The 26,149-nt window shown below is 67.4% G+C and carries 26 protein-coding genes and 2 tRNA genes; 25 read left to right on the forward strand and 3 right to left on the reverse strand.

Annotated elements, in window-relative coordinates; genetic code table 11:
* Positions 1-56: 56 nt before the first annotated feature.
* Entirely contained in the window at positions 57-2,762 is a 2,706-nt protein-coding gene (locus EV283_RS09280) for a TonB-dependent receptor (RefSeq protein ID WP_130324648.1), read from the forward strand.
* A gap of 69 nt (positions 2,763-2,831) precedes the next feature.
* On the opposite strand, the gene EV283_RS09285 is transcribed toward EV283_RS09280, so the two are convergent.
* Positions 2,832-3,488, reverse strand: coding sequence for a 2OG-Fe(II) oxygenase (locus tag EV283_RS09285; RefSeq protein WP_130324650.1), 657 nt, complete (start codon positions 3,486-3,488; stop codon positions 2,832-2,834).
* Positions 3,489-3,667: 179 nt separating this feature from the next.
* Here EV283_RS09285 and EV283_RS09290 point away from each other — a divergent pair, with 179 nt between their 5' ends.
* The 20 genes from EV283_RS09290 to EV283_RS09385 all read left to right on the forward strand — a co-directional run bounded on the left by EV283_RS09290 (position 3,668) and on the right by EV283_RS09385 (position 21,245).
* On the forward strand, positions 3,668-4,441 hold the full coding sequence (locus EV283_RS09290; protein ID WP_347400214.1) for a type II secretion system protein N: 774 nt from the start codon (positions 3,668-3,670) through the stop codon (positions 4,439-4,441).
* Positions 4,442-4,451: 10 nt separating this feature from the next.
* Entirely contained in the window at positions 4,452-6,659 is a 2,208-nt protein-coding gene (gene gspD / locus EV283_RS09295) for a type II secretion system secretin GspD (RefSeq protein WP_130324654.1), read from the forward strand.
* Entirely contained in the window at positions 6,656-8,293 is a 1,638-nt protein-coding gene (locus EV283_RS09300; RefSeq protein ID WP_130324656.1) for an ATPase, T2SS/T4P/T4SS family, read from the forward strand. Before gspD ends, EV283_RS09300 begins: the two co-directional genes overlap by 4 nt.
* Before the next feature lie 189 nt (positions 8,294-8,482).
* The gene (gspF, locus tag EV283_RS09305) at positions 8,483-9,709 is read left to right on the forward strand and encodes a type II secretion system inner membrane protein GspF (protein WP_056418524.1); all 1,227 of its coding nucleotides are present in this window, start codon (positions 8,483-8,485) and stop codon (positions 9,707-9,709) included.
* A gap of 8 nt (positions 9,710-9,717) precedes the next feature.
* A complete protein-coding gene (gspG, locus tag EV283_RS09310) occupies positions 9,718-10,158 on the forward strand; it encodes a type II secretion system major pseudopilin GspG (RefSeq protein ID WP_031395041.1) in 441 nt (146 codons plus the stop codon).
* Positions 10,133-10,603 (forward strand): GspH/FimT family pseudopilin, encoded by a 471-nt coding sequence (locus tag EV283_RS09315; protein WP_130324658.1) that lies wholly within the window; start codon positions 10,133-10,135, stop codon positions 10,601-10,603. The genes gspG and EV283_RS09315 overlap by 26 nt, the downstream gene beginning before the upstream one ends.
* Complete coding sequence (gspI, locus tag EV283_RS09320) at positions 10,593-10,979, forward strand: type II secretion system minor pseudopilin GspI (protein ID WP_130324660.1); 387 nt, start codon at positions 10,593-10,595, stop codon at positions 10,977-10,979. Before EV283_RS09315 ends, gspI begins: the two co-directional genes overlap by 11 nt.
* Entirely contained in the window at positions 10,979-11,659 is a 681-nt protein-coding gene (gspJ, locus tag EV283_RS09325) for a type II secretion system minor pseudopilin GspJ (protein ID WP_130324662.1), read from the forward strand. The genes gspI and gspJ overlap by 1 nt, the downstream gene beginning before the upstream one ends.
* Entirely contained in the window at positions 11,646-12,653 is a 1,008-nt protein-coding gene (gspK, locus tag EV283_RS09330) for a type II secretion system minor pseudopilin GspK (protein ID WP_278044208.1), read from the forward strand. Before gspJ ends, gspK begins: the two co-directional genes overlap by 14 nt.
* Positions 12,650-13,738, forward strand: a complete 1,089-nt coding sequence (gene gspL / locus EV283_RS09335; protein ID WP_130324664.1) for a type II secretion system protein GspL — start codon at positions 12,650-12,652, stop codon at positions 13,736-13,738. The genes gspK and gspL overlap by 4 nt, the downstream gene beginning before the upstream one ends.
* Positions 13,735-14,211: a type II secretion system protein GspM gene (gene gspM, locus EV283_RS09340; protein ID WP_055878142.1), complete on the forward strand. Its 477-nt coding sequence runs from the start codon at positions 13,735-13,737 to the stop codon at positions 14,209-14,211. Before gspL ends, gspM begins: the two co-directional genes overlap by 4 nt.
* Positions 14,208-14,933, forward strand: a complete 726-nt coding sequence (gspN, locus tag EV283_RS09345; RefSeq protein WP_130324666.1) for a type II secretion system protein N — start codon at positions 14,208-14,210, stop codon at positions 14,931-14,933. The genes gspM and gspN overlap by 4 nt, the downstream gene beginning before the upstream one ends.
* Positions 14,934-14,997: 64 nt before the next feature.
* Positions 14,998-15,074 (forward strand) — tRNA-His (locus EV283_RS09350).
* 112 nt (positions 15,075-15,186) lie between these two features.
* Positions 15,187-16,236 carry a Glu/Leu/Phe/Val dehydrogenase dimerization domain-containing protein gene (locus EV283_RS09355; protein ID WP_107957423.1) on the forward strand — a complete coding sequence of 350 codons (1,050 nt, stop codon included), beginning with the start codon at positions 15,187-15,189 and terminating at the stop codon, positions 16,234-16,236.
* A 227-nt stretch (positions 16,237-16,463) separates the two neighbouring features.
* Entirely contained in the window at positions 16,464-17,189 is a 726-nt protein-coding gene (ccmC, locus tag EV283_RS09360; RefSeq protein ID WP_130324668.1) for a heme ABC transporter permease CcmC, read from the forward strand.
* A gap of 97 nt (positions 17,190-17,286) precedes the next feature.
* Positions 17,287-17,733, forward strand: coding sequence for a cytochrome c maturation protein CcmE (gene ccmE / locus EV283_RS09365; RefSeq protein ID WP_056417840.1), 447 nt, complete (start codon positions 17,287-17,289; stop codon positions 17,731-17,733).
* The gene (locus EV283_RS09370; RefSeq protein WP_130324670.1) at positions 17,730-19,643 is read left to right on the forward strand and encodes a heme lyase CcmF/NrfE family subunit; all 1,914 of its coding nucleotides are present in this window, start codon (positions 17,730-17,732) and stop codon (positions 19,641-19,643) included. Before ccmE ends, EV283_RS09370 begins: the two co-directional genes overlap by 4 nt.
* Positions 19,640-20,167 (forward strand): DsbE family thiol:disulfide interchange protein, encoded by a 528-nt coding sequence (locus EV283_RS09375; RefSeq protein WP_130324672.1) that lies wholly within the window; start codon positions 19,640-19,642, stop codon positions 20,165-20,167. Before EV283_RS09370 ends, EV283_RS09375 begins: the two co-directional genes overlap by 4 nt.
* 41 nt (positions 20,168-20,208) lie before the next feature.
* Positions 20,209-20,604 (forward strand): cytochrome c-type biogenesis protein, encoded by a 396-nt coding sequence (locus EV283_RS09380; protein WP_130324674.1) that lies wholly within the window; start codon positions 20,209-20,211, stop codon positions 20,602-20,604.
* Entirely contained in the window at positions 20,604-21,245 is a 642-nt protein-coding gene (locus EV283_RS09385) for a tetratricopeptide repeat protein (RefSeq protein WP_130324676.1), read from the forward strand. Before EV283_RS09380 ends, EV283_RS09385 begins: the two co-directional genes overlap by 1 nt.
* Before the next feature lie 51 nt (positions 21,246-21,296).
* Here the strand turns inward: EV283_RS09385 and EV283_RS09390 are convergent, their stop codons facing one another.
* On the reverse strand, positions 21,297-21,515 hold the full coding sequence (locus EV283_RS09390; protein ID WP_130324678.1) for a DUF3072 domain-containing protein: 219 nt from the start codon (positions 21,513-21,515) through the stop codon (positions 21,297-21,299).
* 50 nt (positions 21,516-21,565) lie between these two features.
* Positions 21,566-22,672, reverse strand: coding sequence for an alanine dehydrogenase (gene ald / locus EV283_RS09395; RefSeq protein ID WP_130324680.1), 1,107 nt, complete (start codon positions 22,670-22,672; stop codon positions 21,566-21,568).
* A 126-nt stretch (positions 22,673-22,798) separates the two neighbouring features.
* Here ald and EV283_RS09400 point away from each other — a divergent pair, with 126 nt between their 5' ends.
* The 4 genes from EV283_RS09400 to EV283_RS09415 all read left to right on the forward strand — a co-directional run bounded on the left by EV283_RS09400 (position 22,799) and on the right by EV283_RS09415 (position 26,137).
* Complete coding sequence (locus tag EV283_RS09400; RefSeq protein ID WP_130324682.1) at positions 22,799-23,242, forward strand: Lrp/AsnC family transcriptional regulator; 444 nt, start codon at positions 22,799-22,801, stop codon at positions 23,240-23,242.
* 171 nt (positions 23,243-23,413) lie between these two features.
* Positions 23,414-25,312 carry a potassium transporter Kup gene (locus EV283_RS09405; RefSeq protein WP_242615901.1) on the forward strand — a complete coding sequence of 633 codons (1,899 nt, stop codon included), beginning with the start codon at positions 23,414-23,416 and terminating at the stop codon, positions 25,310-25,312.
* 154 nt (positions 25,313-25,466) lie between these two features.
* Entirely contained in the window at positions 25,467-25,994 is a 528-nt protein-coding gene (locus EV283_RS09410) for a 2'-5' RNA ligase family protein (RefSeq protein WP_165391737.1), read from the forward strand.
* Between the two features lie 66 nt (positions 25,995-26,060).
* Positions 26,061-26,137, forward strand: a tRNA-Met gene (locus EV283_RS09415).
* The last annotated feature ends 12 nt before the right edge of the window (positions 26,138-26,149 follow it).

A 26,149-nucleotide genomic window follows, 5' to 3' on the forward strand; every position in this document is an offset into this window, starting at 1 on the left:
CGGGGGCCCTCCGCGCAGTCTTCCTTACCAGAATTCCTCTTGTTGCCGGGGCATCCATGAAGTCATCCGTTCTCGTCTCCGTCCTGCTTGGGACGACGACACTCGTCCCGGCGCAGGCCCTCGCGCAGTCTGCCCCGGCCGGCAGCGTGGTGTCGCCGCAAGCCGGCACGCCGCTCGAACAGCGCGCCGATCCGCAGGCCGCCCAAGAGCAGCAGCAGGAGCAGGTCGACGTCTCGACGCCCGGCGGCAACGCAGGGGGCGAGGACATCGTCGTGCTCGGCCGCAACGTGCCCAACGCGGTCCGTGCCACCGCGGAAGTCGTCAACGTCCTGTCGAGCGCCGACATCGCGCGCACCGGCGAGGGCGACATCGCCGGGGCGCTCCAGCGGGTCACCGGCCTGTCGGTGGTCGGCAATGGCTTCGTCTATGTCCGCGGTCTCGGCGATCGCTATTCGTCGTCGCTGCTCAACGGATCGCCGCTGCCCTCGCCCGAGCCGCTGCGTCGCGTCGTGCCGCTCGACATCTTCCCGACCAACGTCATCGCCTCCGCGCTGGTCCAGAAGAGCTATTCGGTGAACTATCCCGGCGAATTCGGCGGCGGCGTCATCAACCTGACGACCAAGGCCGTGCCCGAAAAGTCCTTCTTCCAGATCGGCGGTTCGCTCGGCGCGGACACCGTTACGACCAGCGAACTCGGCTATGTCTATGATGGCGGCAAGAACGACTGGGCGGGCTTCGACAGCGGCGAACGCAAGGTGCCCGGCTTCATCAAGCAGGCAGGCAAGGCCGGCACGTCGCCGAGCTCGGCCGATCTGACGACGATGTCGAACGCGAAGACCACCTTGCTCCAGCGCAACAACCAGCTGCCCGCCAACTGGTCGGGCGAGGCGAGCTTCGGCACGTCGACCGATATCGGCAGCACCCGGCTCGGCGTGATCGCGGCGGGCGGGATCAGCAACACGTGGCGGACGCGCGACAACCGCCAGCAGCAGACCGACGACATTGACGGCGGCCTGACGAACGATTTCCGCACCGTCCTCACGGACAACCGCTCGGTCGTGAACGGGCTGCTCGGCTTCGGCGCGGAGTTCGGCGAGAACAAGATCCGCTGGACCAACCTGTATATCCACGACACCGTCAAGCAGGGCCGGCTGAGCGAGGGCAACACCGCGAACATCGGCATCCCGTCGCCCTATGACGTACCCGCGTTCATCACACAGAACACCAGCTGGTTCGAACGCCAACTCATCGACACGCAGCTGACGGGCGAGTTCAAGTTCGGCAATTTCGCGTTCGACACGCGTGGCAGCTATGCGAAAACCGAGCGCAACTCGCCGTACGAGCGCCAGTTCACCTACGAATACAGCCCGACCGTGAAGGACTATGTCAACAGCCTCGCAGGGCTCCAGAGCGCATCGGTAGCGTTCAGCGAACTAAGCGAACAGCTCTGGTCGGGGCAGGCGAGCCTCACCTGGAACGTGCCGTTCGACCGGCCGTTCGCGCTGTCCGCGGGCTATGCGTATAACGACACGACCCGCGATTCGAGCCGCTACACCTTCCAATATGCCGGCGCGAACAATGCCGGGCTGTCGCTGGCGGTGTCGCAGCTGCGCCCCGATTACCTGCTGTCCGATTACACCGTGCAGACCAACGGCATCTATCTGCGCAACACCTCGTCGGACCAGGGCGCGGCGACCTATGATGCCGCGCTCAAGGTCCACGGCGTCTACGGCCAGCTCGAGGGCGAGATCCTCGACGGGCTGCGCGCGACCGTTGGCGTGCGGTACGAAACCGCGAAGGAGAGCGTGACCGCATCGGCGAACCGCGGCAGCACGCGCCTGAACAACGACTATTTCCTGCCGGCGGTGACGGTCACCTATAATTTTGCCGACGACATGCAGGCGCGTCTGCACTTTTCGAAGACGCTGGCCCGTCCTCAGTTCCGCGAACTCGCGCCGCAGCTGTACCAGGATTTCGACTCCGATCGACTGTTCATCGGCAACGCGTTCCTGCAGGATTCACAGCTGTATAACGCCGAGGCGCGCTACGAATGGTATTTCGCGCGCGACCAGAAGTTCAGCCTGGCCGGCTTCTACAAGCGCATCGAGAACCCGATCGAGGCGGTCGCGTTCTTCCCCGGCGGCGATCGCCTGCAGACCGGCTTCGCCAATGCGCCTGAGGCCAAGCTGTATGGTGGCGAGACCGAGTTCCAGAAATACGTCAATCTCGATGGGCTCGGCGGCGACTGGCTGGCGACGCGCCGGCTCGTGCTGATCGCGAACTATACCTACACGCACTCGGCGATCAAAGCCGACGACACGCTGATCGCCAGCCCGATCCAGTCGGGGGCGCAGGTCCAGACGCTCCCCGCCAACGTGCTGTTCCAGGACGGCGCACCGCTGGTCGGCCAGTCGGATCACCTCGTCAATCTGCAGCTCGGGATCGAGGACAAGTCGAGCCTGTCGCAGCTGACGCTGTTGTTCAACTATGCCAGCAACCGCGTGACCAACCGCGGTCCGGTCGGCGGCGGCAGCGGCCTGCGCCTGCCCGACTTGATCGAGAAACCCGGCATCCGCTTCGACGTCGTCGCGCGCCAGGGGATCGAGTTCGACGGCAAGCAGATCGAGGTGAAATTCGAGGGCCGCAACCTGACCGGCACCGGCTACCGCGAATATCAGTCGTTCGACAACGGGACCCAAGTCGACATCAACCGCTACAAGCTGGGCCGCGTCTTCACGCTGGGCGCAAGCGTCCAGTTCTAAGGCGGGCTTGTACTGCTACACCACCCCGGGTTTGCCGGGGTGGTGTAATTCGGTGAGCGCCGCTGCGCGTCACCGCCATTCCTTCTCCCGAAACCATTTCGTGATGACGTATTTGACCCCCGCGCGTACCTTCATTCCGTGATGCAGCGTGGCCGCGTTGAGCGATCCGTCCGCACGTCGGTTGTTCCAGGCCAGCAGCTTGCCCGTCTCCGGCTGGATGATCTTGTCGATCGCCTTGAAGCGTGTCGCGCCGCCCGCCTCGGGCTGGTTGAGATAGACCATGACGGTCCATGTCCGGTTGCCCGCAACCCCGCAATAACGCTGATAGTCGACGCCGTTCGGCTCGAAATAATCGGTGTGTCCCTTGAACTCCTGCCCGACCGCGTAGCGCTGCCCCTGCAACGGCTCGCCATGCGCCGGGTCGAGCCCGGTCAGCGCGAGGATCCGGCGTTCGACCTCGATGACCACCGGGTCGGTCGCGGACAGGTCGCCCGTCTCGCTCGTCCGATAGCTCGCATCGCCGTTCGAATCGGAGATCGTCGACGGTCGTCGCACCGCATCGATCCGCTCGATCAACGCCGCGCACAGGTCCGCCGGCAGGAAATCGCGGCGCACGAACAGGTCGAGCTTCGCGCTCGGCACGCGTTGCACGCCCGGTACGGACAGTCGTGCGATGATCGGTTCGGGGGGCAGGCCGGAGCCGCTGGTGGGAAGATGCTCGGACATCCGCGTCTTCTGCCAAGCCGGACGGCATTGCGCCACCCCGCGGAATCGGCGCCGACGACGCGCAAGGCATTGACGCGGAATTGTAACATGGCATGCCTACGCGACGAGATGCGGGGAATTGGGGTGGATCGCGCATGCGATTGAAGCTGGACGCGCGGGCGCGCCGTATCTTGCGGCGTATGCCGGTCGTGAATGTCTATAGTGTCGTCGAACTCGCGCTGCTGGCCGGGCTTGCGGTGCAGTGCGCGCGGCTGGCCTGGACGATCGTGACACCGATCACGCCGCTCGGCGACTGGCGCCCGGCCACGCCGATGGTGGTCGGTGCGCCCGCCGACATCCTGCGCGGCTTCGATCCGTTTTTCCGTCTCGGGGGTGCCGCGGGTCAGCCCGCCACCGTAACGTCGCTGCAACTCACGCTGTTCGGCACGCGCATGGACGAGGCGATGGGGCGCAGTTCCGCGATCATCGCGGGCCCCGACGGCGTCCAGCAGAGCGTGGCGATCGGCGACGAGATCCAGCCCGGCGTGCGCCTCAAGGCGGTCGCGTTCGATCACGTCACGATCGATCGCGGCGGCGCAGACGAGGATCTGTTCCTTGACCAGTCCGGCGCCGTCACGCCGGTCGTCCCCGGTGCAGCACCCGCTGGGGCTGCATCCCCCGCAATCGGTATCCCGGTCGCGCAACTGCGCACCGAGATCGGGTTCATCCCGCGCATCGATGGCGGCCGGATCAGCGGGCTCACCGTCCGCGCGCAAGGGTCGAGCGCCGCCTTCCGCGCGGCGGGGCTCAAGGACGGCGACGTCGTGACCTCGATCGGCGGTCGCCCCGTCTCGGGCCCCGGCGATCTCGACCGGATCGCCAAGGATTTCGCGGGCGGCGGCAACGTCCCCATCACCGTAGAACGCGGCGAGGATACCCTGCCGCTCGCCATCACGATCGCGCCCCCCAAATGAAAACGGCCCAATGAAAAAGCTTCTTCTCGGTCCGGTCGTCGCGCTCGCGTTGGCGGCTGGCGTCCATGCGCAGACCACGCTCAACGTTCGCGACGCGGATATCCGCGCGTTCATCGCCGATGCCGCGAAGGTCACCGGCCGCACGTTCATCATCGACAACCGCGTCGCGGGCAAGGTGACCGTGGTCACCGATCGCCCGCTGTCGCGCTCCGAATATTTCGAGGTCTTCCTCTCGACGTTGCGCGCCAACGGCCTGATCGCGGTGCCGACCTCGGGCGGTGCCTTCCGCGTGCAGCCGCTCGACAACGCCGCGTCGCAGCCCAGCCGGATCGGCGTCGCGGGCGCCGCGCGCAACAGCTATGTCACCGAGATCGTCCGCCTCCGCGCGATCGATGCGCAGTCCGCGGTCGAAACCGTCCGCCCGCTCGTCAGCGCGCAAGGCTCGGTCAGCGCGAACCGCGGCGGCAACAGCCTCGTCGTCGTCGATTTCGCCGATAATATCCGCCGGATCCGCGAGGTCCTGCGCCGGATCGACGCCGACACCTCGTCGACCCGCGTCGTCGCGCTGAAGAATGCGAGCGCGAAGGAAATCGCCACCGCGCTCCAGGGGCTGATCGGCACGGGCACCGGCGGCGGGCAGGGCGGTGCCGCCGCGACCGGCCCGAGCGCCTCGGTCGTCGCGGTCGAGGGCTCGAACGCGGTCGCGCTGCGCGGCGATCCGACCACCGTCGCGCGCCTCGCGCAGGTCGCCGCCGACCTCGACCAGAAGGCGCGCAACGGCACCGAGATCAAGGTCGTTTTCCTCGAGAATGCCGATGCGGAACAGTTGCTGCCGGTCCTCCAGGAACTCGTCGGGCAGACCCCGACGCAGCCCGTCCAGACCGCCCTGTCGCGCTCGAATTTCGGATCGAACAGCACCAACGGCGCATCCGGTGGCCAGTCGAACATCTCGCAGCCACAGATCAATCAGCAGATCCCGAGCTCGGGCGGCTCTGCGGGCTCGGGCCAACCCGCGATCACCGCGGCCGGGGGCAAGACCGCCGCGGTCGTCACGCGCTTTGCCGGCGCCAACGCGATCGTCATCGCCGCCCCCGCCGAGATCCAGCGCCAGCTCAACGAGGTCGTCCGCCAGCTCGATACCCGCCGCGAACAGGTGCTGGTCGAGGCGATAGTCGCGGAGGTTTCCGATTCGACCGCCAAGACGCTCGGCGCGCAGTTCATCGTCGGTGATCCCAGTGGCGGCGCGTTCGGCGCGTCGACCTTCTCGAACTCCGCGCCCAACATCCTCCAGATCGCCGGCGCGATCGGCGCGACGCAGCTCAACACCTCAAGCACGACGACTACCAATACCGATGGCAGCACGACGGTTACCGAAACGACGAGCCCCGCCGCCGAGACGCTGCAACAATCGGCGATCGCCTCGATCCTCGCGGCAGCCGGCGGCTTTGGCGGTTTCGGCGGCAAGATCGGCAGCACGTTCTTCGGCGCGATCATCAACGCGGTGAAGAGCGACACGACCTCCAACCTGCTCCAGGTGCCGCACCTCGTCACGCTCGACAATCAGGAGGCGCACAGCCTGGTCGGGCAGGAAATCCCGATCACCACGGGGCAGGCGCTCAGCACCAATTTCGACAACGCGTTCCGCACCACGCAGCGCCAGAATGTCGGCATCGAGCTGACCGTCCGGCCGCAGGTGAACTCGAGCGGCACGGTCAAGCTCAACCTGCGCCTCGAAGTCAGCTCGATCGCGGGGCCGGTATCGAGCGACAATAGCGACCTGATCCTCAACAAGCGCGAGGTCGAGACCGTCCGCACCGTCGACGACGGCCAGATCGCGGTCATCAGCGGCCTGCTCGACGACAATGAGCGCCGCACGATCGAGAAGATCCCGCTGCTCGGCGATCTGCCCGTGCTCGGCCATCTGTTCACCTCGAAGGCGAAGCAGCGCTCGAAGACCAACCTGATGATCTTCATCCGCCCGACGATCCTGCGCACCGCGGAGGACAGCCGCAAGCTGACCGAGCAGCGTTACGGCTATGTCCGCCTGCAACAGGGGTTGCAGGATCCGGGTGCCGAGCCGTCGATCGACCAGCTCGTCCGCGATTACATGGGCGCTGCGCCGCCGATCCCGTCGGCGCCGATCCCCGGCAACATCGAGGACCCCCGCGTCGCGGTGCCCGTGCGCACGTCGACGATGGTCGTGCGGCCGAAGAAATGATCATCCGCGAAGGCTTTCCCGCCGATCTCGACACCCCCCCGGCGGAGGCCGGGGCCCAATCGGGCGAACCTTTCGCCTCGATCGAACCCGTTGCCCAATTGGACCCCGGCCTTCGCCGGGGGGGTGATGCGGTCGACCTCCCCCAGATTACCATCCCCTACGCCTTCGCCCGAAAGTTCGGCGTCGTCGTCGACCACACCGATACCGATTCGCACCTGACGATCGCGATGCGCGCGGGCGCGGACCCCAAGGTGCTGCTCGAACTCCGCCGCTATCTCGGCCGGCCGTTCGACGTCGGCTTCGTCGAACAGGTCGCGTTCGATCGCCTGCTGTCGAACGTCTATGCGATGGACGGCCAGGCCAATGCGCTCGCCGCAGTCGGGATGGGCGACGAGCTCGACCTGCTCGCGGGCGACATGCCGACCGCGGAGGATCTGCTCGACACCGCCGACGATGCGCCCGCGATCCGGCTCATCAACGGCATCATCGCCGACGCCGCGCGCAACGGCGTGTCCGACATCCATATCGAGCCGTACGAAAGCGGCCTCGTCGTCCGCATGCGGATCGACGGCGTGCTGCGCGAGACGCTGCGCATGCCGCCCAACGTCGCGCCCGTCGTGGTCAGCCGCATCAAGGTCATGGCGCGGCTCGACATCGCCGAGCGCCGCGTGCCGCAGGACGGCCGCATGGGGCTGACGCTGGGCGGCAAGCTGCTCGACGTCCGCGTCTCGACGCTGCCGAGCCGCGCCGGTGAACGCGTGGTGCTGCGTATCCTCGACAAGGAGAACGCCGGCATCGACCTCGAAGCGCTCGGCCTGCCGCCCGCCTTGTTCGCGCTGCTCAACGAGGCGCTGAGCGAGCCCAACGGCATCATCCTGGTCACCGGCCCGACCGGGTCGGGCAAGACCACCTCGCTCTACGCCGCGCTCCGCCTGCTCAACGACGGCAGCCGCAACATCCTGACCGTCGAGGATCCGGTCGAGTATGCGGTCGACGGCGTCGGCCAGACTCAGGTGAACCCGAAGGTCGGGCTGACGTTCGCGGCGGGGCTGCGCGCGATTCTGCGTCAGGATCCCGACGTCGTCATGGTCGGCGAAATCCGCGACCGCGAAACGGCCGAGATCGCGGTGCAGGCGTCACTGACGGGCCATCTCGTGCTGTCGACGGTCCACACCAACGACGCGATCGGCGCGATTACGCGGATGCGCGACATGAAGGTCGAGAGCTTCCTGCTCGCGTCCACGCTGCGCGCGGTAATCGCGCAGCGCCTCGTCCGGCGGCTGTGCCCCACCTGCCGCAAGGCCGTGCCCGCGTCGGACACGGTCGCGCCGCTGCTCGGTATCGCCCCGGACGCGGTCGTCTACGTCGCGCAAGGCTGCGAGGACTGCAACCAGACCGGCTACAAGGGCCGCATCGGCGTGTTCGAGGCTGTTCGCATCGACGACACGATCCGCCGGCTGATCAACACCGACGGCCACGAGTCCGACATCGTCGCGCACGCCTTCGCCAAGTCTCCGAACCTCGCTCAATCCGCGCGCGACCTCGTCCTGTCCGGCCAGACCACAGCCGAAGAAGCCGTCCGCGTATCCCGCCGCGACACCACCGAGGTCGTCGAGGAAACAGCCAGTGCATAGCGCCCGGCAAATCCTCCCCGGAACGGGGAGGGGGACCAGCGCAGCTGGTGGAGGGGGCTCACCCCGCGCGCACCGCCAGCCGTATACCGCTACCACCGTAAGCCCACGGCCACAACAGCCGGAACGCGCGGGGCACGCCCCCTCCACCACCGCTGCGCGGCGGTCCCCCTCCCCGTGCCGGGGAGGATGATGGCTGACTTCGACTATCTCGCGATCGATACGAAGGGCGCCGAACGCCGCGGCCACGTCGCCGCGGCCGACATCGACGTCGCGCGCGCGACGCTCGACGCTCGCAAGCTGTACGTCGTCAAGATCACCCCCGGCGCCCCGCCACAGGCGACCAAGGGCCGCCCGCTGTTCGGCCTCCAGCTTGGCACGCCGAAGATGTCGGGCAAGAACCTCACGCTGTTCACGCGCCAGCTCGCCACGCTCAACCGCGTCTCGCCGCTCGAGGAATCGCTCCGCACCATCACGCGCCAGACCGAGCAGGACAGCGTCCGCGCGATCGTCCAGCACGTCCATGCCGGCGTCGTCGAAGGCCGTCGCCTCGCCGACGCGATGGCGCGCGAACCGAAAAGCTTCCCGCCACTCTACCGCGCGATGGTGTCGGCAGGCGAAAGCTCCGGCTCGCTCCCGACGATCCTCGACCGGCTGGCCGCCCTGCTCGAACGCCAGGCCGAGATTCGCGGCAAGCTGATCACCGCGCTCGCCTATCCCGCGATCCTCGCGCTGGTCGCACTGGGTGTCGTCACCGCGCTGATGATGTTCGTCGTGCCGCAGGTCGTCGAGCAGTTCGACACGGTCGGCCAGCAGCTCCCGCTGCTGACGCGGATGGTGATGGCGTTCTCGGCGTTTCTGGTTGGCTATTGGTGGGTGATGCTGCTGGTCGTCGGGCTCGCCGCGCTAGGCGGGTGGCAGGCGCTCAAGGATCCGACGATCCGGCTCGCCTTTGACGGCTGGCTGCTGCGTATCCCGTTGCTCGGGCGGCTGCTGCGCGATCTTCACGCGGCGCGCATGGCGCGCACGCTGGGCACGATGGTCGCCAGCCGCCTGCCGCTGCTCGACGGACTCAACCTCACCGCGAGCACGATCCACAATCGCCGCCTGCGGCTCGCCTCCGACCAGATCGTCGAGGCGATCCGCGGCGGCGGCAGCCTGTCCGCCGCGATGCGCCGCGCGGGCGTCTTTCCGCCGCTGCTGACCTATCTCGCAGCATCGGGCGAAGCGGCGGGGCGCCTCGACGAGATGCTCGAGCGCGCCGCCGACTATCTCGAACGCGAATTCGATCGCTTCACCGCCACCGCATTGTCGTTGCTCGAACCGCTGATCATCGTCGTGATGGGCGGCATCGTCGCGACGATCGTGCTATCCATCCTTCTCCCGATCCTCCAGCTCAACACGCTGGCAGGCCAATGAGGTTTCGTATGCGTCCGGAAGAGAAAAAGAAGCGTCGTGAAGCGGGTTTCACGCTTGTCGAGCTGATGGTGGTGATCGTCATCATCGGCCTGCTTGCGACCATCGTCGCGCTCAACGTGCTGCCCTCGGGCGACACTGCGCGGATCCAGAAGGCGAAGGCCGACATCGCGCAGATCGAGGGCGGACTGGAGCTCTACAAGCTCCAGAACATGACCTTCCCCAACACGTCGCAGGGGCTGAACGCACTCGTCACCGCGCCCGCCGGCCTCACCGATCCCTCGCGCTATCAGCGTGGCGGGTATCTGAAAAAGCTGCCGAACGACCCCTGGGGTCGCCCGTATCTCTATGCGTCGCCCGGCACGCACGGCGAGGCCGACGTCTGGACCTTCGGGGCGGACGGCAAGGAAGGCGGCGAGGGGATCGATGCCGATATCGGCAGCTGGCAGTAATCGGGAGACGGGCTTCACGCTCGTCGAACTGATGGTCGTGGTCACCGTCATCGGTCTTGCCTCGGCCGTGGCGATGCTCGTCATGCCGGACCCCCGCGGCCGCGTCCTCGATGAGGCCACGCGGTTCGCGCTGCGTACGCGCGCCGCGCACGATTCCGCAATCGTCGAGGCACGCCCGGTCAGCGTCTGGGTCAGCGGCGGCGGCTATGGCTTCGACCGGCGTCTGTCCGGCGGCTGGACCCCGATCGCCGAGAAACCGCTGCGCGTCGAGCGCTGGAACGAGGGTACGCGCGCTAGCATCGGTGACAGCAGCGGCCGGATGCGCGTGACGTTCGATCCGACCGGGCTGGTCGATCGCCCCGCCGAGATCCGCCTCGATCGCGGCGGCGTCGCGGCGACCGTGCATATCGACGCCGACGGCAGCGTAAGAGCTGATGCGGGCTGAGCCCCATCCGGGCGAGAGGGGCTTTACCCTCATCGAGATCATGGTCGCGCTGGCGGTGTTCAGCCTGGCCGCGATGGCGCTCGTCCGTCTCGAAGGCACGACGATCCGCGGCGCATCGATTCTCGACGAGACGCTGGTCGCGCAGATGGTCGCGCGCAACGTCGCGATCGACGCGGTGACCGACGCACAGCCCCCGACCGCGGGGCGAGTCACCGGCGTCGAGACGAACGGCGGCCAGCCCTGGACCTGGACCCGGCAGGTCAGCGCGCTCGGCGGATCGCGCGTGCTCCGGATCGACGTGTCGGTCGCCGATCGGTCGGGTACGCAGCTCGGTCGCCTGACGATGGTCCGCCCCGCTCCCCGGACCGCGACGTGATGCGACCACGCAATGAAGCCGGCTTCACGCTGATCGAGGTGATGGTCTCGCTGATGATCTTCGGCATGATCGCCGCGGCGGGCGTCGCGATCCTGTCGTTCAGCGTCCGGGCGCAGAGCAGCACCGGCGCCAAGCTCGACGATATCGGCGCGCTCACCCGGACGATGTCGATCCTGTCCGCCGATCTCGCCCAAGCCGCCAACCGCGCCACCCGCGACGAGGCCGGGACTCGCGTCCCCGCGTTCGTCGGAGAGAGCGGATCGGGCGTCACGCCGATGCTCCGCCTGGTCCGCGCGGGCTGGAGCAACATCGACGGCGCGCCGCGGCCCAGCCTGCAAAAGATCGCCTACCGCGTCGACGCCGGCAGTCTCCAGCGGATCGCCTACCCGATGGTCGACGGCGCGCAGGGCCTCCCCCCCGCCGCGCTCCTGACTCGAGTCCGCCAGATCGCGCTGCGCTACCGTATTGCGGGCGCCTGGAGCGATCGCTGGGATGGCGCGAGCGGCACGCCCTTGCCCGACGCGATGGAGCTCCGCATCGTCCGCGACGACGGCACGCAGTTCCGCCAGATGTTCCTCGTCGGCACCGGCTATGTCCCGGCACGGACCGAGGACACCAGCCCATCCGTGACACCGCCAGCCGGCACCCCCTCGCAGGAGACGCCCGGTGCGCGCACCTGACCGCGGCGGCATCCCGCGCGGGCAGGAACGCGGCGCCGCGCTGCTCACCGTGCTCATGCTCGTCGCTATCATCGCGGTGATGGCGGGCGCCGCGCTCGAGAAGCTGCGACTGTCGACCCGGCTTGCGGGGAATGCTGCGACCGGCGAACAGGCGCGCGCCTATGCGTTTGCCGCCGAGACGATGGCGCTCACTCGCGTCTCCAACCTGCTCGGGCAGAGCCCAAAGCGAGTCACGCTCGCCGGCAACTGGAGCAACACGCCGTTCGGCCTGCCAGTCCCCGGCGGCTTCGCGACCGCGCGCGTGCGCGACGGCGGCAACTGCTTCAATCTTAACGGGCTCGTGAAACAGGTGCAGGGCGCGCCGGGCACGTATCTCACCAATCCCGAGATCCGGCCGCAGTTCGTCCGGCTGATGCGGTTGCTCGACGTCCCCGTCCAGGTCGCCGAACAGATCGCGTCGGGCACCGCGGACTGGATCGACAGCGATCAGGACCAGCAGGCGATGGGCGCGGAGGACGGCGCGTATCTGGGGCGCGAGACGCCCTATCGCACCGCCGGCACGCTGATGACCGACCCGAGCGAACTCCGCCCGGTCGCAGGCATGACGCCCGTGATCTACGCGACGCTCAGGCCCTGGATCTGCACCCTGCCGATCGCCGCGCCGTCGCCGATCAACGTGAACACGCTGCTTCCCGAACAGGCGCCGCTGTTCGCGATGCTCTATCCCGACACGCTCCAGGTCGGCAGCGCGCAGCAGATGCTGCTCCGTCGTCCGCCGCAGGGCTATGAGGACGTCGGCGCGATTACGAAGGCGGCGGCATTACAGGGGGCGGCCAACCTAGCCCCCGGTGCCGTCGCCACGGTGAAGTCGACATGGTTCACGCTCGATATCGACGTGACCCTGGGCAGCACGCAGATGCAGGAACGCGCGCTTGTCGATGCGAACCGGCTTCCCGCGCAGCTCGTATCGCGGCAATGGGGCGAGCCATCATGACCACGCTGTTATTCCTTCCCGCCGGCGAGACCGGATATCGCTGGATGCGCGTCGTCGACGCGCGCGTGGTCGGGGAGGGGGAGGGCATCCCCGAGACCGACGACGCGACGATCGCGGCGGCGCCCGCCGATGCGGTCACGCTGCACTGGGCGGAGCTGCCGTCGCGATCGGTGGCGCAGGCGACCGCGGCCGCGCGCATCCTGGCGAGCGAGGCGAGCGCATCGCCGCTCGCCGAACTCCATGTCGCGGTCGGCGACGAAGGCACGAGCGATCGGCCGATCGGCGTGGTCGGCGTGGCGACGATGCGCGACTGGCTGCGGATGCTGGCCGACGCAGGTGTCGATCCGGTCGCCGTCATTCCCGTGCCGATGCTCCTCCCGCGGCCCGAAGAGGGGTATGCGCGGGCGCAGCTTGCTGGCAGCGGCGTGGTGCGCGGCACCTCCAGCGGGTTCGCCGACGAAGCCCGGCTGACCGAGCTGGTGACGGGCGGTACCGCGCCAGCGACGATCGACCGCGACACGCTGGAGGCCGCGATCGTCGCGGCCGTCGCGTCGCCACCGCTCGATCTGCGGCAGGGGCCGTTTGCGCGCCGTCGCCGGTTCACGATCGACTGGGCGCTGATCCGGCGGCTGGCGCTGCTGTCGCTGACGATCCTGGCGGTGACGCTGGCGATCTCGCTCGTCCGCATCGCCAAGTTCAGCTTCGGTGCCGATGCGCTGGAGGCCGAGGCGGACACGGTCGCGGTGACGGGATTGCCGCGCGGCGAGACGGTGGTCGATGCCGCCCGCCAGCTCGACGAGCGTCTCTCGCGCGTCCGGGGGCCGGGGCTCGGCTTCACCACCACGACCGCCGCTGTCTTCGCCGCGGTCCGCGCGACGCCCGGCACCGAAGTGAACGCGCTCGATTTCCAGGCGAACGGCGATCTGCGGCTGTCGGTCGCGGTCGAACGCGAGGCGCTGGCGACCGATCTCAAGCGTGCGCTTGAGGCCGCGGGCTTCGATGTCCGCGCGGGCGTGTTCCAGGCGGTGGCCGGCCGCGTGACGGGTGAACTGACGATCAGCCCAGGGCCGGGAGGTGGACGATGACCGGACTTCGTAACTGGTTCGAGGGCCGCTCGCTGCGGGAGCGGCGGTTGCTGCTCGTCATGGCGGCGCTCGCGGTGCTGACATTGCTGTGGGCGCTGATCATCCGTCCGGTCGGCGACGGCCTGTCGAGCGCGCGCGAACGCCATGCCAACGCCGTCACGCGGCTCGGCGAGACTCGCGCGCAGGTCGCGACGTTGCGCGATATCCAGCGGAACCGCGCGACGCCGCTGACCGGCACGCTCGCCGACGCGGTGCGGGCGGAGGCCGATCAAGCCGGTTTCGCGCTCGCCACGCTCGATCAGGACGGGGCAGACCGGGTGCGCATCGGTATCCAGTCGGCGCGTCCCGGCGCGCTCGTCGCGTGGCTGGCGCGGCTCGAACGCCTCGGCATCCTCGTCGATTCGGTGGCGATGACCGACAAGGGCGACAAGACCGTCGGCGTCGCGCTCACGCTGAAGGCGCGCGCGGCATGAGGCGGATTCGTTTGCGCACCGGCCCCGCCGCGCTGTTCGGGATGATGCTGCTCATCGCGCTGATCGTCTTCCTGCCGATGCGCGCGGTGCTCGGCTGGACCGGGATCGGGGACGAGGGACTGGTCGCGCGGCGCGTGTCGGGAACGATCTGGGGCGCCACGCTCACCGAAACACGGTTCGGCGATCTCGCGCTGGGCGATCTCCACGCGCGGCTTTCGCCGCTGCCGCTGCTCGTCGGCCGCGCGACCATCGTCTTCGCGGGGCCGGACTCGGTGTCGGCAAAGCCGCTGCGCGGGTCGGCGAGCGTCAGCCGGCACGGCTTCGGCGTCGACCACATGACCGCGTCGGTCGCGACCGGACGGCTGTTCGCACCGGTGCCCGTCGCCGCGCTCGATCTCGACGACGTGTCGGTCCTGTTCCGCGACGGCCAGTGCGACGCGGCCGAGGGTCGGGTCCGCGCGACGCTGGCGGGCGACGTCGGCGGGATCGCGTTGCCGCAATCGGTCAGCGGCACCGCGCGCTGCGACGGCACCGCACTTCTGCTGCCGCTGGCAAGCCAGGCCCGGACGGAAAGCATCGCGCTGCGGATCGAGGGTGCGGGCACCTACCGCGCCGAATTGTCGCTGCGTCCGTCCGATCCCCTTGCGGTCCAGAAGCTCGAACAGGCCGGGTTCGTGGCGGGGCCAAACGGGTACCGGCTCGCGATCGAAGGACGTTTTTGACAGATTTGTGCAAGTCGGCGGTTGACGGATGACGCCGACCCCCGCTAGGGGCGACGCCTACGCGGCGGTCGTAGTTCAATTGGTTAGAGCGTCGGCTTGTGATGCCGGATGTTGCGGGTTCAAGTCCCGTCGGTCGCCCCATTTTTTGCAGTATTTTCAATGAAGCCCCCATCGCGGGCGCTTTGGGCTGGTAAAACGCCCCAGAAAATAATATTTCGCTCCCCGGTAATTTTATTCTCCTCAGGAGCCGGCGATGACAGCGGTTTGGGACCTTCCCGATTTCGACGACCACGAAGGCGTTCATGCCTTCACCGATCCTGAATCGGGTCTGCGCGCGGTAATCGCGCTCCACTCGACCAAGCTCGGGCCTGCCGCGGGCGGCACGCGTTTCTGGCATTACGCCGATAACGGTCGCGCGGTGACCGACGCGCTGCGCCTGTCGCGCGGCATGAGCTTCAAGAACGCGATGGCCGGGCTCGAGCTCGGCGGCGGCAAAGGCGTGGTCCTCGCGGCCAAGCCCGGCGACGTGATCACGACGGCGCAGCTCGAAGCGTTCGGCCGCGCGGTTGATTCGCTCGGCGGACGCTATGTGACGGCGGAAGACGTCGGCATGTCCGAAGAGCGGATGAAGGTGATCGCCACGCAGACGCGCTACGTCTCCGGCCTGCCGGTCGCGAGCGGCGCCGCCGGCGGCGATCCCGGGCCGTACACCGCGCTCGGCATCTATCTCGGCGTGAAGGCGGCCGCACAGCGTGGCCTCGGCGCGACCGACATGAAGGGCGTGCGCGTCGCGATCCAGGGCGTCGGCTCGGTCGGCGGTGGTCTGGCGCGGTTGCTCGCCAAGGACGGCGCAGTGCTGACTCTGGCCGATGTCGACGAGGCGCGCGCGCAGAAGCTCGCCGATGAACTCGGCGCGACCGCGGTCGCCGCAGAGGCGATCCTGACGACCGACGCGGACATCTTCAGCCCGAACGCACTGGGCGCGATCCTGACCGAGATGTCGATCGCCGCGCTCAAGGCCAAGGTCGTCGCCGGCGGCGCGAACAACCAGCTCAGTGTCCGCGAGGACGGCGCGCGTCTGCATGCGCGCGGCATCCTGTATGCGCCGGACTATGTCATTAACGCGGGCGGGATCATCAACGTCGGCCTTGAATATCTCGGCCATGGCGACGAGGCCGAGGTGAAGGCGCGGATCGCGCGCATCCCCGATCGCCTGATCGAGGTCTGGAACGAGAGCGACCGTTCGGGTGAGCCAGCCTCCGACGTGGCGGACTCGATCGCAAAGCGCCTGATCGGCCGCTAACCCGGGCGACCATTCTTCCTGCCAAAGGGCGGTGCTTCGAATACCTCCGTCATCCTGACGAAAGTCAGGATCCAGAGTGACGAAGCACTGCCCTATGCGGCTCTGGATCCTGACTTTCGTCAGGATGACGGGGTGTGACGGGAATGGCCCCATGCCTCTACTCTGCAAGGCGCGAGGCTTAAGTCCGAGGTGACAGCCTCGTAATGTTGCCATATTGGGTATGCCCAGTGGCCACCCTACACGCCTTCGCCAATCCTGCGCGCTTCCTGAAGATCGCCAAGCCGATGACGGCTGCGCTCTTCTGGACCGGCGTCGCGCTGGTCGCTCTCGGCTGCTGGGCGGGCCTCACGCAGACCCCGCCCGACTATCTCCAGGGCGAAACCGTCCGCATCCTCTATATTCACGTTCCCGCCGCCTGGCTCGGCATGGGCGGGTGGAGCGGGATCGCGATCTCCAGCATCATGTTCCTCGTCTGGCGCCACCCGCTCGCCAGCGTGGCGGCGCGCGCGATCGCGCTGCCCGGCGCGGTGTTCGCGGCACTCTGCTTGACGACCGGATCGATCTGGGGGCGCCCGACCTGGGGCACGTGGTGGCAATGGGACGGCCGGCTGACCTCGATGCTGCTGCTGTTCTTCGTCTATCTCGGCTACATGGCCCTCGCCAAAGCCGATGCGGACCGCGGCGGCGACGGGCGGATCCCTGCGCTGTACGGGATCGCCGGGTCGGTGCTGCTGCCGATCATCCGCTATTCGGTGGTGTGGTGGAACACGCTGCATCAGGGGCCGAGTATCGGCCTGACGCAATCGACGATCGCCGGCTCGATCCTGTGGCCGCTCCCGATCATGCTGGCTGGCTTCACGTTCGTATTTGCTGGGATCGTCTTGATGCGGATGCGCACGATACTTGCGGTCGCCAAGACCGAAGCCCGCATGCGGCGGATGGCCAGACCATGAACCCTTGGCCGTTCGTGACTGCCGCCTATGTCGTGACGCTGGGCGGCGGCGCCATCATTGCGTTGATAAGTTATCTGGCGATGCGAAAGGCCGAGAAATGAAGGCCAAGCATCAACGCCTGACGCTGGCGCTGCTGGCGCTCGGCGCAGTCGTGGTCGCGGGTCTGCTCGCGCTGTCCGCGCTCAAGGATCAGGCCGCGTTCTTCTATGCGCCGTCCGACGTGCGTCGTGACGGTTTGCCGCTCGGCCGGGCGGTGCGGCTTGGCGGCATGGTGGAGGGCGGTTCGGTGAAGCGCGCCGCGGATGGCGTCACCGTGCACTTCGTCGTCACCGATGGCCAGGCGACCACGCCCGTCGTTTTCGCCGGCATCGTCCCCGACCTGTTCCGCGAGAAATCCGGCGTCGTCGCCGAAGGCCGGTTCGAGCCGAACGGTCACTTCGTCGCATCGAACCTGCTCGCCAAGCACGACGAGAAATACATGCCGCCCGAAATGGCGGGCAAGATGCACGAGACCAAGACGCTCGAGCCGGACGCCAAGCAATGATCGCCGAAGCAGGTCTGGCCGCGCTTTGGTTCGCCAGCGCACTGGCGGCGTTGCAGCTTGTGATGGCGGCGATCGGCATCGCGCGCGACCGTGACGCGGTCGCTGCGGCCGTGCGGCCGGTGGCGATCGTCCAGGGGCTGCTCGCGTTGCTGGCGATGGCCTTGCTGATCGCGCTGTTCCTCGACTCCGACATGTCGGTGAAGCTGGTCGTCGAGAACAGCCATTCGGCCAAGCCCTGGCTCTACAAGTTCGCCGGCGCATGGGGAAACCACGAAGGCTCTATGCTCCTCTGGGTGGCGATCCTCGGGCTGGCCGGTGGAGCGGTCGCGATCTTCGAGCGCTCGCTGCCCGAACGCACGCTCACCGCGACGCTCGGCGCGCAGGCGGCGATCGCGCTCGGCTTCTACGCGTTCCTTCTCTTCTCCTCGAACCCGTTCGCGCGTCTGAACCCGGCTGCGGCCGATGGTCTCGGCCTCAATCCGCTGCTGCAGGACCCCGGCTTGGCGTTCCATCCGCCGACGCTCTACACCGGCTATGTCGGCCTCTCGGTCGCCTTTTCGTTCGCGGTCGGCGCGCTGGTCACGCGCGACGTGGGGCCGGCCTTTGCCAAGGCGATGCGGCCCTGGGTGCTGATCGCCTGGATCTTCCTCACGCTCGGCATCACCGCGGGGTCGTATTGGGCGTATTACGAATTGGGCTGGGGCGGCTGGTGGTTCTGGGACCCGGTCGAGAACGCCTCGCTGATGCCGTGGCTCGCGGCAACCGCCTTGCTCCATTCGGTGACCGTGCTGGCGACGCGCGACGGGTTGCGCGCGTGGACGATCATGCTTGCGGTGGTCGCGTTCTCGATGTCGATGATCGGCACGTTCCTCGTTCGCTCGGGCATCCTGACGAGCGTCCACGCCTTCGCGGTCGATCCCGAGCGCGGCGCGTTCATCCTCGCCTTGCTCGCGCTCTATATCGGCGGCGCGCTGGCGCTGTTCGCCGCGCGGATCGGCACCGTCCGGGCCGGCACGACGTTCGATCCGGTCAGCCGCGAGGGTGGGCTTGTCGCGAACAACCTGCTTTTGTCGGTCATTCTCGGCATCGTCCTGATCGGCACGCTCTACCCGATCGTCGCGGCGAGCTTCGGTGTACAGCTGTCGGTCGGCCCGCCCTTCTTCAACAAGACGGCCGGGCCGATCGCGTTGCTGCTCGTCGCCATCATGGCAATCGGGCCGTTGCTCCGCTGGCGGCGTGACGATGCAAAGGCCGTGCTGCGCCGCGTGATGCTGCCGATCGGCGCGACGCTGGTGGCGGCGATCGCGCTGCTGTTCATCTGGCCGGGCGTGCTGCCATGGGCGGGACTGTCGCTGTCCGCCGGTCTTGCGGTCGCCAGCGTGGCGCCGCTGTGGAAGCGCAAGCTGACGCGCACCCCGCTGTTCACCTATGGCATGGTCGTCGCGCATCTCGGCATCGCGGTCAGCCTCGCCGGGATGGCGTCGGACAGCGCGTTCACCAGGGAAACGCTCGTCGCCGTGCGCAGCGGCGAGCCCGCCCGGATCGGCCCCTACACGGTAACGCTCGACGGCATTTCGCCGGTGATCGGCGAGAACTGGTCGGCACTCGAGGCGCGGTTGACCGCCACGCGCGGCGGCAGCGAGACCATCCTGCACCCGCAGCTCCGCTTCTTCGCCAACCCGCCGACCAGCACGAACGAATCCGCCATCCTGACGGCACTCGACGGGCAGCTCTATACCGTGCTCGGCCAGCCTGATGGGCAGGGGCGGTGGCAGCTCAGGCTCTGGTGGAAGCCGTTCGTGACGTTGATCTGGTTCGGCGGCGTGCTGATCGCGCTGGGCGGCGCGTTGTCGCTGCTCGGCCGCGTGCGGCGCGAGCGCCGCGCCGCGATACGGAGTGAATGGGCATGAAGCGGTTCGCACTCTGGGCGCCGCTTGCGATCTTCGCATTGCTGTTCGCGGTGGTGGCGAGTGGGTTGTTCCGGCCGGCGGAGAAGGTCGTTCGGTCGGCGATGGTCGGCAAGCCGATCCCCGACTTCGCGCTGCCGCCGATGGTCCCGGGCAAGCCGGGGCTGACCAGCGCGTCGTTCCGGCAGGGCCAGCCGCGCCTGCTCAACGTGTTCGCGAGCTGGTGCATCCCCTGCATCGCCGAGGCGCCGCAGCTGATGCGGCTGAAGGCGATGGGCGTACCGATCGACGCGATCGCGATCCGCGACACCGCACCGGCGATTGCGGGTTTCCTGCGCCGCAACGGCGACCCCTATGCGCGGATCGGCAGCGATCGGGCCAGCCAGGTCCAGCTCGCGCTCGGCTCGTCGGGCGTTCCCGAGACGTTCGTGATCGACGGACGTGGAATCGTCGTGAAGCAGATCATCGGCGATATCCGACCGGAGAACATCGCCGAGATCGCCCAGGCCGTGAAGGACGCACGGTGAACGAGCGCAACCGAGTTCCCCTTCCGCTCGCAGGAGGAGAGGTGCTTGCGGCACTTTTGCTTTGCATTGCGCCAGCCGCCGCGCAGGCCGTCACCCCGCCGGCCCATTACGCGAACGTCCAGCTCGCCGACCCCGCAAAGGAACAGTCCGCGCGCGCGCTCATGGAGACGCTGCGCTGCCTCGTCTGCCAGGGGCAGTCGATCGCGGACAGCGATGCCGACATGGCCGCGGACATGCGCGCGCTCGTTCGCGAGCGGATCGAGCGGGGGGAGAAGCCCGCGTCGATCCGCGACTGGTTGATCGCGCGCTACGGCGATTACGTGACCTATGATCCGCCGCTGTCGGGGCTGACCTGGCCGCTGTGGCTCGCACCGATCCTGCTGCTCGGCATCGGCGGCTGGATCGCACGGTCGAGCTTTCGGCGGAGGACACGCTGATGGGATATCTCTGGCTGGCCGTGATCGCGGCGGCGGTCTGCGCGCTGCTCGCCGCGATGAAGGTCGATCGCCTGCTATGGTCGATGGTCGCCTCCGCGCTGATGCTGGGCGCGGCGGGCTATGCCTGGCAGGGTCAGCCGGCGCTTGCCGGGCACCCGGCGACGCCTGGGTTGGCGCCGACGCCCGACGACAGCGCGATGCTCGATCTGCGCGATCAGATGCTCGAACGCTATACAGGCGCCGCGGCCTATCTCGTCGCTGCGGATGCGATGACCCGGATCGGCGATCGGCGGGCTGCGGTGCAAGTGTTGCTGGGCGGGATCCGGATCGCGCCGAAGAGCCTGGTCCTGTGGACGGGGCTGGCCAATGCGCTGTCCGCGCATGATGCGAACCAGGTATCGCCGCCGGCGTTGTTCGCGTTCCAGCAGGCTATGCGACTGGCGCCGAAGCACCCGGCACCGCCGTTCTTCCTGGGACTGGCATATGTGAGGGCAGGCGATTTCGCGAAGGCTCGCCCCTATTGGGCAAGAGCATTGGCGTTGACGCCCGCTGACATTTCGTATCGTGGCGAGATCGCCACCCGGCTGGCGCTCCTGGACCGGTTTCTGGCGATGCAGGACGCTGGAGCGGTACAACCCTGACCCCGTCAGCTTGGGCGTGGCCCAGGATGACGGGGAGGGAATTCGGTGGGGTTACTGGCCCCGGCCGGTTTTCGACTGCAACTCGTCGATCTTCAGCGACGCATCGGCTTTCGTCAGCGACTCGTCGAAGTCCTCATGCGCTTCCTCAGACAGCGTCTTGAGGTAGCTCGCCTGTGCACCGGTCATCTTCTCGTCGCCGGTCGTCCAGTCGTGCGGATCCTTCTCGGCGTTCGAGAAGGGTTCGGACTTGGGGTTCGGGGTGTCGGACATTGGAAATTCCTTTCCTTTGTCCAACACCCATGTTCCGTATCCGTTCCCGATCAGCCGACCCAAGCTTCGTAAGGTAAACCTAGATCATCTGCGACCGCCTTATAGGCGATCTTGCCCTTGTAGACGTTCAGCCCGTTGGCGAGATGCGGGTCCGCCTTCATCGCCGCCTCGGCACCCAGATTGGCGAGCTTCAGCGCGAACGGCAGCGTCGCGTTGTTCAGCGCGAACGCCGAGGTCCGCGCGACCGCGCCGGGCATGTTGGCGACGCAATAATGGATCACGCCGTCGACCTCGAACACCGGATCCTCGTGCGTCGTCGCGTGGCTCGTCTCGAAGCACCCGCCCTGATCGATTGCGATGTCGACCAGCACCGACCCGCGCTTCATCGTCTTGAGCATTTCGCGCGTGACGAGCTTGGGCGCCGCCGCGCCCGGGACCAGCACCGCGCCGATCACCAGATGCGCATTCTTCACCGCCGCGGCGATCGCCGCCTTCGATGCGTACGCCGTCTTGATCTGGCTGGAGAAGAACATGTCGAGCTCTGCAAGGCGATCGTTCGAGATGTCGTAGATCGTCACGTCGGCGCGCATGCCGACCGCCATCTGCGCGGCGTTGACGCCCGAGACGCCACCACCGAGGATCGCGACCTTCGCCGGCGCGACACCGGGGACGCCGCCGAGCAGCACGCCGCGTCCGCCCTGCTCCTTTTCGAGATAATGCGCGCCGACCTGTACCGACATGCGGCCCGCAACCTCGGACATTGGCTTGAGCAGCGGCAGACCGCGGCGATGGTCGGTGACCGTCTCGTAGGCGATGCACGTCGCGCCCGACTTCATCAGTCCCTCGGCCTGCGGCTTGTCGGCGGCGAGGTGGAGATAGGTGAAAAGCAAATGGCGCGGCTCGAGCATCGCGATCTCGACCGGCTGCGGCTCCTTCACCTTCACGATCATGTCGGCGCTGGCGAACACCGCGGCGGCGGTCGGCAGGATCGTCGCACCCGCGTCGATATAATCCTGGTCTTCGAAGTCGATCCCCGAGCCGGCCTGCGTCTCGACGACGACCTCGTGCCCCGCGGCGACCAGTTCGGCGACCGATGGCGGCGTCAGGCCGACGCGATATTCGTGATTCTTGATTTCCTTGGGGACACCGACGCGCATTGATTCCACTCCATTATCGTTGCCGCAATTTAGCGTGCATCGGACGGGAAGGGTTCGCAAACTCGTCGCAAGCCAGTATCGGATTCACGAGATTATTGCATCCAGCATCGATAGAGCGGGAAAATCTTGAACAACACAATCGAACGCCGCATCTTGGACCTGCTCGCCGCCAATTCGGACCTCACCAGCGCCGAACTCGGCGACGCGGTCGGCCTGTCGGCAAGCGCCGCGCATCGCCGCGTCGCGCAGCTTCGGGAAAGCGGCGCGATCACCGGCTATCGCGCCGTGTTGTCGAGGGCTGCGCGCGGTGACCCGAGCATCGTCCTGGTCAACGTCACGCTCCGCGACCAGCGCAAGGAAACGATGGCGGCGTTCGAGGCGGAGATCGTCGAGTGCCCGCAGGTCATGCAATGCTTCCTCATGAGCGGCGAGGCGGACTATATGCTCCATGTCGAGATCCGCCACGGCGAGACGTTCGAGCGAATCCACCACGAGACGCTGTCGCAACTCCCCGGAGTCACGCGGCTCGCCTCGCATTTCGTCATCCGCGAAGTCGTCACACGCGTATGATCAGCATGGGTTAATCCACGTTGCCGGCGCCGCCGTTGCCGCCCTCTACCCCTCATGCTAAATGCGCGCGCTTGGGGCACAGGGTGAAATCGGAAATTCGATGATGATTGCTGCACTTCCGGTTCGATTCACCGTCCAGTGAGCGTCGACCAGACCGCCGCGGCGTCGACCGTGCCACCCGCAGGCCTCGATCCAGAAACGGGGCATCATCATTCCGACGGCATGCTGAAGCTCGCCTTCGGGGCGATCGGCATCGTGTTCGGCGATATCGGCACGAGCCCGCTTTACGCGTTTCGCGAGACCTTTGCCGGCCATCACAAGCTCGCGCTCGATTCGGCGCACATCATGGGCGTCATCAGCCTGATGTTCTGGTCGATGATGATCGTCGTGACGGTCAAATACGTCATCATCATCATGCGCGCCGACAATAAGGGCGAGGGCGGCAGCCTTGCGCTGCTCGCGCTCGTGTCGGGCAAGACCAAGACCCGGCGCTGGAGCAAGGGCATCATCCTGCTCGGCGTCTTCGCGACCGCCTTGTTCTACGGCGACAGCATGATCACCCCCGCGGTGTCGGTGCTGTCCGCGGTCGAGGGCCTGGCCGTGGCCGCTCCCGCGTTTGCGGGGCTGGTCCTCCCCATCGTGATCGTCATCCTGATCGCGCTTTTCTGGGTGCAGAAGAGCGGGACGGCGCGGATCGGGCTCGTGTTCGGGCCGATCATGCTGGTCTATTTCAGCGTCATTGCGGTGCTCGGCATCCTTAGCATCGTGCAGACCCCCGGCGTGCTCTGGGCGCTGTCGCCGCATTTTGCCGTCGAGTTCTTCCTCATCGACCCCGAGCGCGCCTTCCTGGCGCTCGGCTCGGTCGTGCTCGCGGTCACGGGTGCCGAGGCTTTGTATGCGGACATGGGCCATTTCGGGCGCAAGCCGATCGGCCTGTCCTGGCTGTTTTTCGTCCTGCCCGCGCTGATCCTCAATTACATGGGGCAGGGCGCATTGCTGTTCCGCGACGGCCAGGCCGCACTCGTCAGCCCGTTCTACAATCTCGCGCCCGAGAGCCTCCAGCTCCCGCTCGTCATCCTCGCGACGATGGCCGCGGTGATCGCGTCGCAGGCGGTGATCTCCGGCGCGTTCTCGGTCACGCAGCAGGCGATCCAGCTGGGCTTCATCCCGCGTCTCCGCATCGAGCATACCAGCGCATCGACCGAGGGGCAGATCTACATCCCGCTCGTCAACGGCGCGCTGATGGTGATGGTGATCCTGCTCGTGCTGTTCTTCCGCACCTCGTCGAACCTGACTAGCGCCTATGGCATCGCGGTGACCGGCGCGATGTTCATCGATACCTGTCTGCTCGGTGTCGTGCTGTTCCGCCTCTGGAACTGGCCGAAGATCGCCGCGATTCCGCTGCTGGCGATCTTCTTCACCGTCGACGGCGCCTATTTCGCGGCGAACCTGACCAAGGTCCCGGCGGGCGGCTGGTTCCCGCTGCTGGTCGGCTTCATCATCTTCACCTTCCTGACGACCTGGTCGAAGGGGCGGCAACTGATGATCGACCGGATGCATGAGGCCGCCATGCCGATCAAGGTGTTCATCGGCTCGGCCGCCAGCTCCGCCTCGCGCGTGCCCGGCACCGCGGTGTTCATGACCTCGACCGCGGACGGCGTGCCGCACGCGCTGCTCCACAACCTCAAGCACAACAAGGTGCTGCATGAGCGCGTGATCCTGCTGACGGTGAAGATCGTCGGCCAGCCTTACTGGCCCGCCAACGACCGTGCGGTACGCGAGGAGCTCGGCGACGGCTTCCACCGCCTCGTGCTGCGCTACGGCTTCATGGAGGACGCCGACGTGCCCGCAGCGCTTCGCCAGGTCCATAATTGCGGCGCGGACTTCAAGATGATGGACACCAGCTTCTTCCTGTCGCGCCAGACGCTGCTCGCGTCGGACAAACCCGGCATGATGATCTGGCGCGAGAAGCTGTTCGCGTGGATGCTGCGCAACGCCGAAAGCGCGATGGAGTTCTTCCGCCTGCCGACCAACCGCGTGGTCGAGCTCGGCAGCCAGATCGAGATCTGAGCAGCGTCGTAACGCCACCGCTCACTGCCGATCACATGCACCTCCCCGGCGAAGGGCGGGGCTCAGGTGGAAAGGTCGCAGTGACGGAGCGCGGCGGACGTCAGCAACGTTTCCCCACTGGACCCCGGCCTCCGCCGGGGAGGGATTGAGTATAATGGGAAATACCATTCAAGTGACCGAAGTCGCCCCGATCATCGTCACCGCTTTGTTCGGCCGGCAGGACACCGCGTTCTTCGATTCGATGCGCCGCGAGCACTTCCCGCCCGAGCGCAACCAACTCGACGCGCATCTGACGCTGTTCCATCACCTGCCGCCGTCGGGGCTCGACGAGCTGAAGCACCGCCTCAACCAGGAGACGCGCGGCATCCGTGCCCCGCAGGCGCGTGTCGGCGGGCTGATGTCGCTCGGCCGCGGCGTCGCCTACCGGATCGAGTCCCCCGACCTAGTCGGCATCCGCGCGCGGCTTGCCGACGCGTTCACCGGCATGCTCACTCCGCAGGACGCCGGCGGCTGGCGTCCGCACGTCACGATCCAGAACAAGGTCAGCCCGCAGGTGGCCAAGCTGCTGCTCGGCAATCTGCAACGCGATTTCTCCCCGAAGGACGTCGAAATCGCCGGTCTGGGCGCGTGGTGGTATCGCGGCGGACCCTGGGAAGCGATTTCTCGGCATATGTTCGCTTGACCGCCTCGAATCCGCTTCCTATAGGCCGCGCCTCGCAGGGAAGAACGCTTCCCTGACGGACGGTACGGCGAAGTAGCTCAGTTGGTTAGAGCACGGGAATCATAATCCTGGGGTCGGGGGTTCAAGTCCCTCCTTCGCTACCATTCTCAGACACA

Source organism: Sphingomonas sp. BK036 (genome assembly GCF_004216825.1).
Classification (GTDB): domain Bacteria; phylum Pseudomonadota; class Alphaproteobacteria; order Sphingomonadales; family Sphingomonadaceae; genus Sphingomonas.

Coding starts and splice junctions, on each gene's coding strand:
- EV283_RS09280 (WP_130324648.1), top strand. CDS start 57: ATGAAGTCATCCGTTCTCGTCTCCGTCCTGCTTGGGACGACGACACTC.
- EV283_RS09285 (WP_130324650.1), bottom strand. CDS start 3,488: ATGTCCGAGCATCTTCCCACCAGCGGCTCCGGCCTGCCCCCCGAACCG.
- EV283_RS09290 (WP_347400214.1), top strand. CDS start 3,668: ATGCCGGTCGTGAATGTCTATAGTGTCGTCGAACTCGCGCTGCTGGCC.
- gspD (WP_130324654.1), top strand. CDS start 4,452: ATGAAAAAGCTTCTTCTCGGTCCGGTCGTCGCGCTCGCGTTGGCGGCT.
- EV283_RS09300 (WP_130324656.1), top strand. CDS start 6,656: ATGATCATCCGCGAAGGCTTTCCCGCCGATCTCGACACCCCCCCGGCG.
- gspF (WP_056418524.1), top strand. CDS start 8,483: ATGGCTGACTTCGACTATCTCGCGATCGATACGAAGGGCGCCGAACGC.
- gspG (WP_031395041.1), top strand. CDS start 9,718: ATGCGTCCGGAAGAGAAAAAGAAGCGTCGTGAAGCGGGTTTCACGCTT.
- EV283_RS09315 (WP_130324658.1), top strand. CDS start 10,133: ATGCCGATATCGGCAGCTGGCAGTAATCGGGAGACGGGCTTCACGCTC.
- gspI (WP_130324660.1), top strand. CDS start 10,593: ATGCGGGCTGAGCCCCATCCGGGCGAGAGGGGCTTTACCCTCATCGAG.
- gspJ (WP_130324662.1), top strand. CDS start 10,979: ATGCGACCACGCAATGAAGCCGGCTTCACGCTGATCGAGGTGATGGTC.
- gspL (WP_130324664.1), top strand. CDS start 12,650: ATGACCACGCTGTTATTCCTTCCCGCCGGCGAGACCGGATATCGCTGG.
- gspM (WP_055878142.1), top strand. CDS start 13,735: ATGACCGGACTTCGTAACTGGTTCGAGGGCCGCTCGCTGCGGGAGCGG.
- gspN (WP_130324666.1), top strand. CDS start 14,208: ATGAGGCGGATTCGTTTGCGCACCGGCCCCGCCGCGCTGTTCGGGATG.
- EV283_RS09355 (WP_107957423.1), top strand. CDS start 15,187: ATGACAGCGGTTTGGGACCTTCCCGATTTCGACGACCACGAAGGCGTT.
- ccmE (WP_056417840.1), top strand. CDS start 17,287: ATGAAGGCCAAGCATCAACGCCTGACGCTGGCGCTGCTGGCGCTCGGC.
- EV283_RS09370 (WP_130324670.1), top strand. CDS start 17,730: ATGATCGCCGAAGCAGGTCTGGCCGCGCTTTGGTTCGCCAGCGCACTG.
- EV283_RS09375 (WP_130324672.1), top strand. CDS start 19,640: ATGAAGCGGTTCGCACTCTGGGCGCCGCTTGCGATCTTCGCATTGCTG.
- EV283_RS09385 (WP_130324676.1), top strand. CDS start 20,604: ATGGGATATCTCTGGCTGGCCGTGATCGCGGCGGCGGTCTGCGCGCTG.
- EV283_RS09390 (WP_130324678.1), bottom strand. CDS start 21,515: ATGTCCGACACCCCGAACCCCAAGTCCGAACCCTTCTCGAACGCCGAG.
- ald (WP_130324680.1), bottom strand. CDS start 22,672: ATGCGCGTCGGTGTCCCCAAGGAAATCAAGAATCACGAATATCGCGTC.
- EV283_RS09410 (WP_165391737.1), top strand. CDS start 25,467: ATGGGAAATACCATTCAAGTGACCGAAGTCGCCCCGATCATCGTCACC.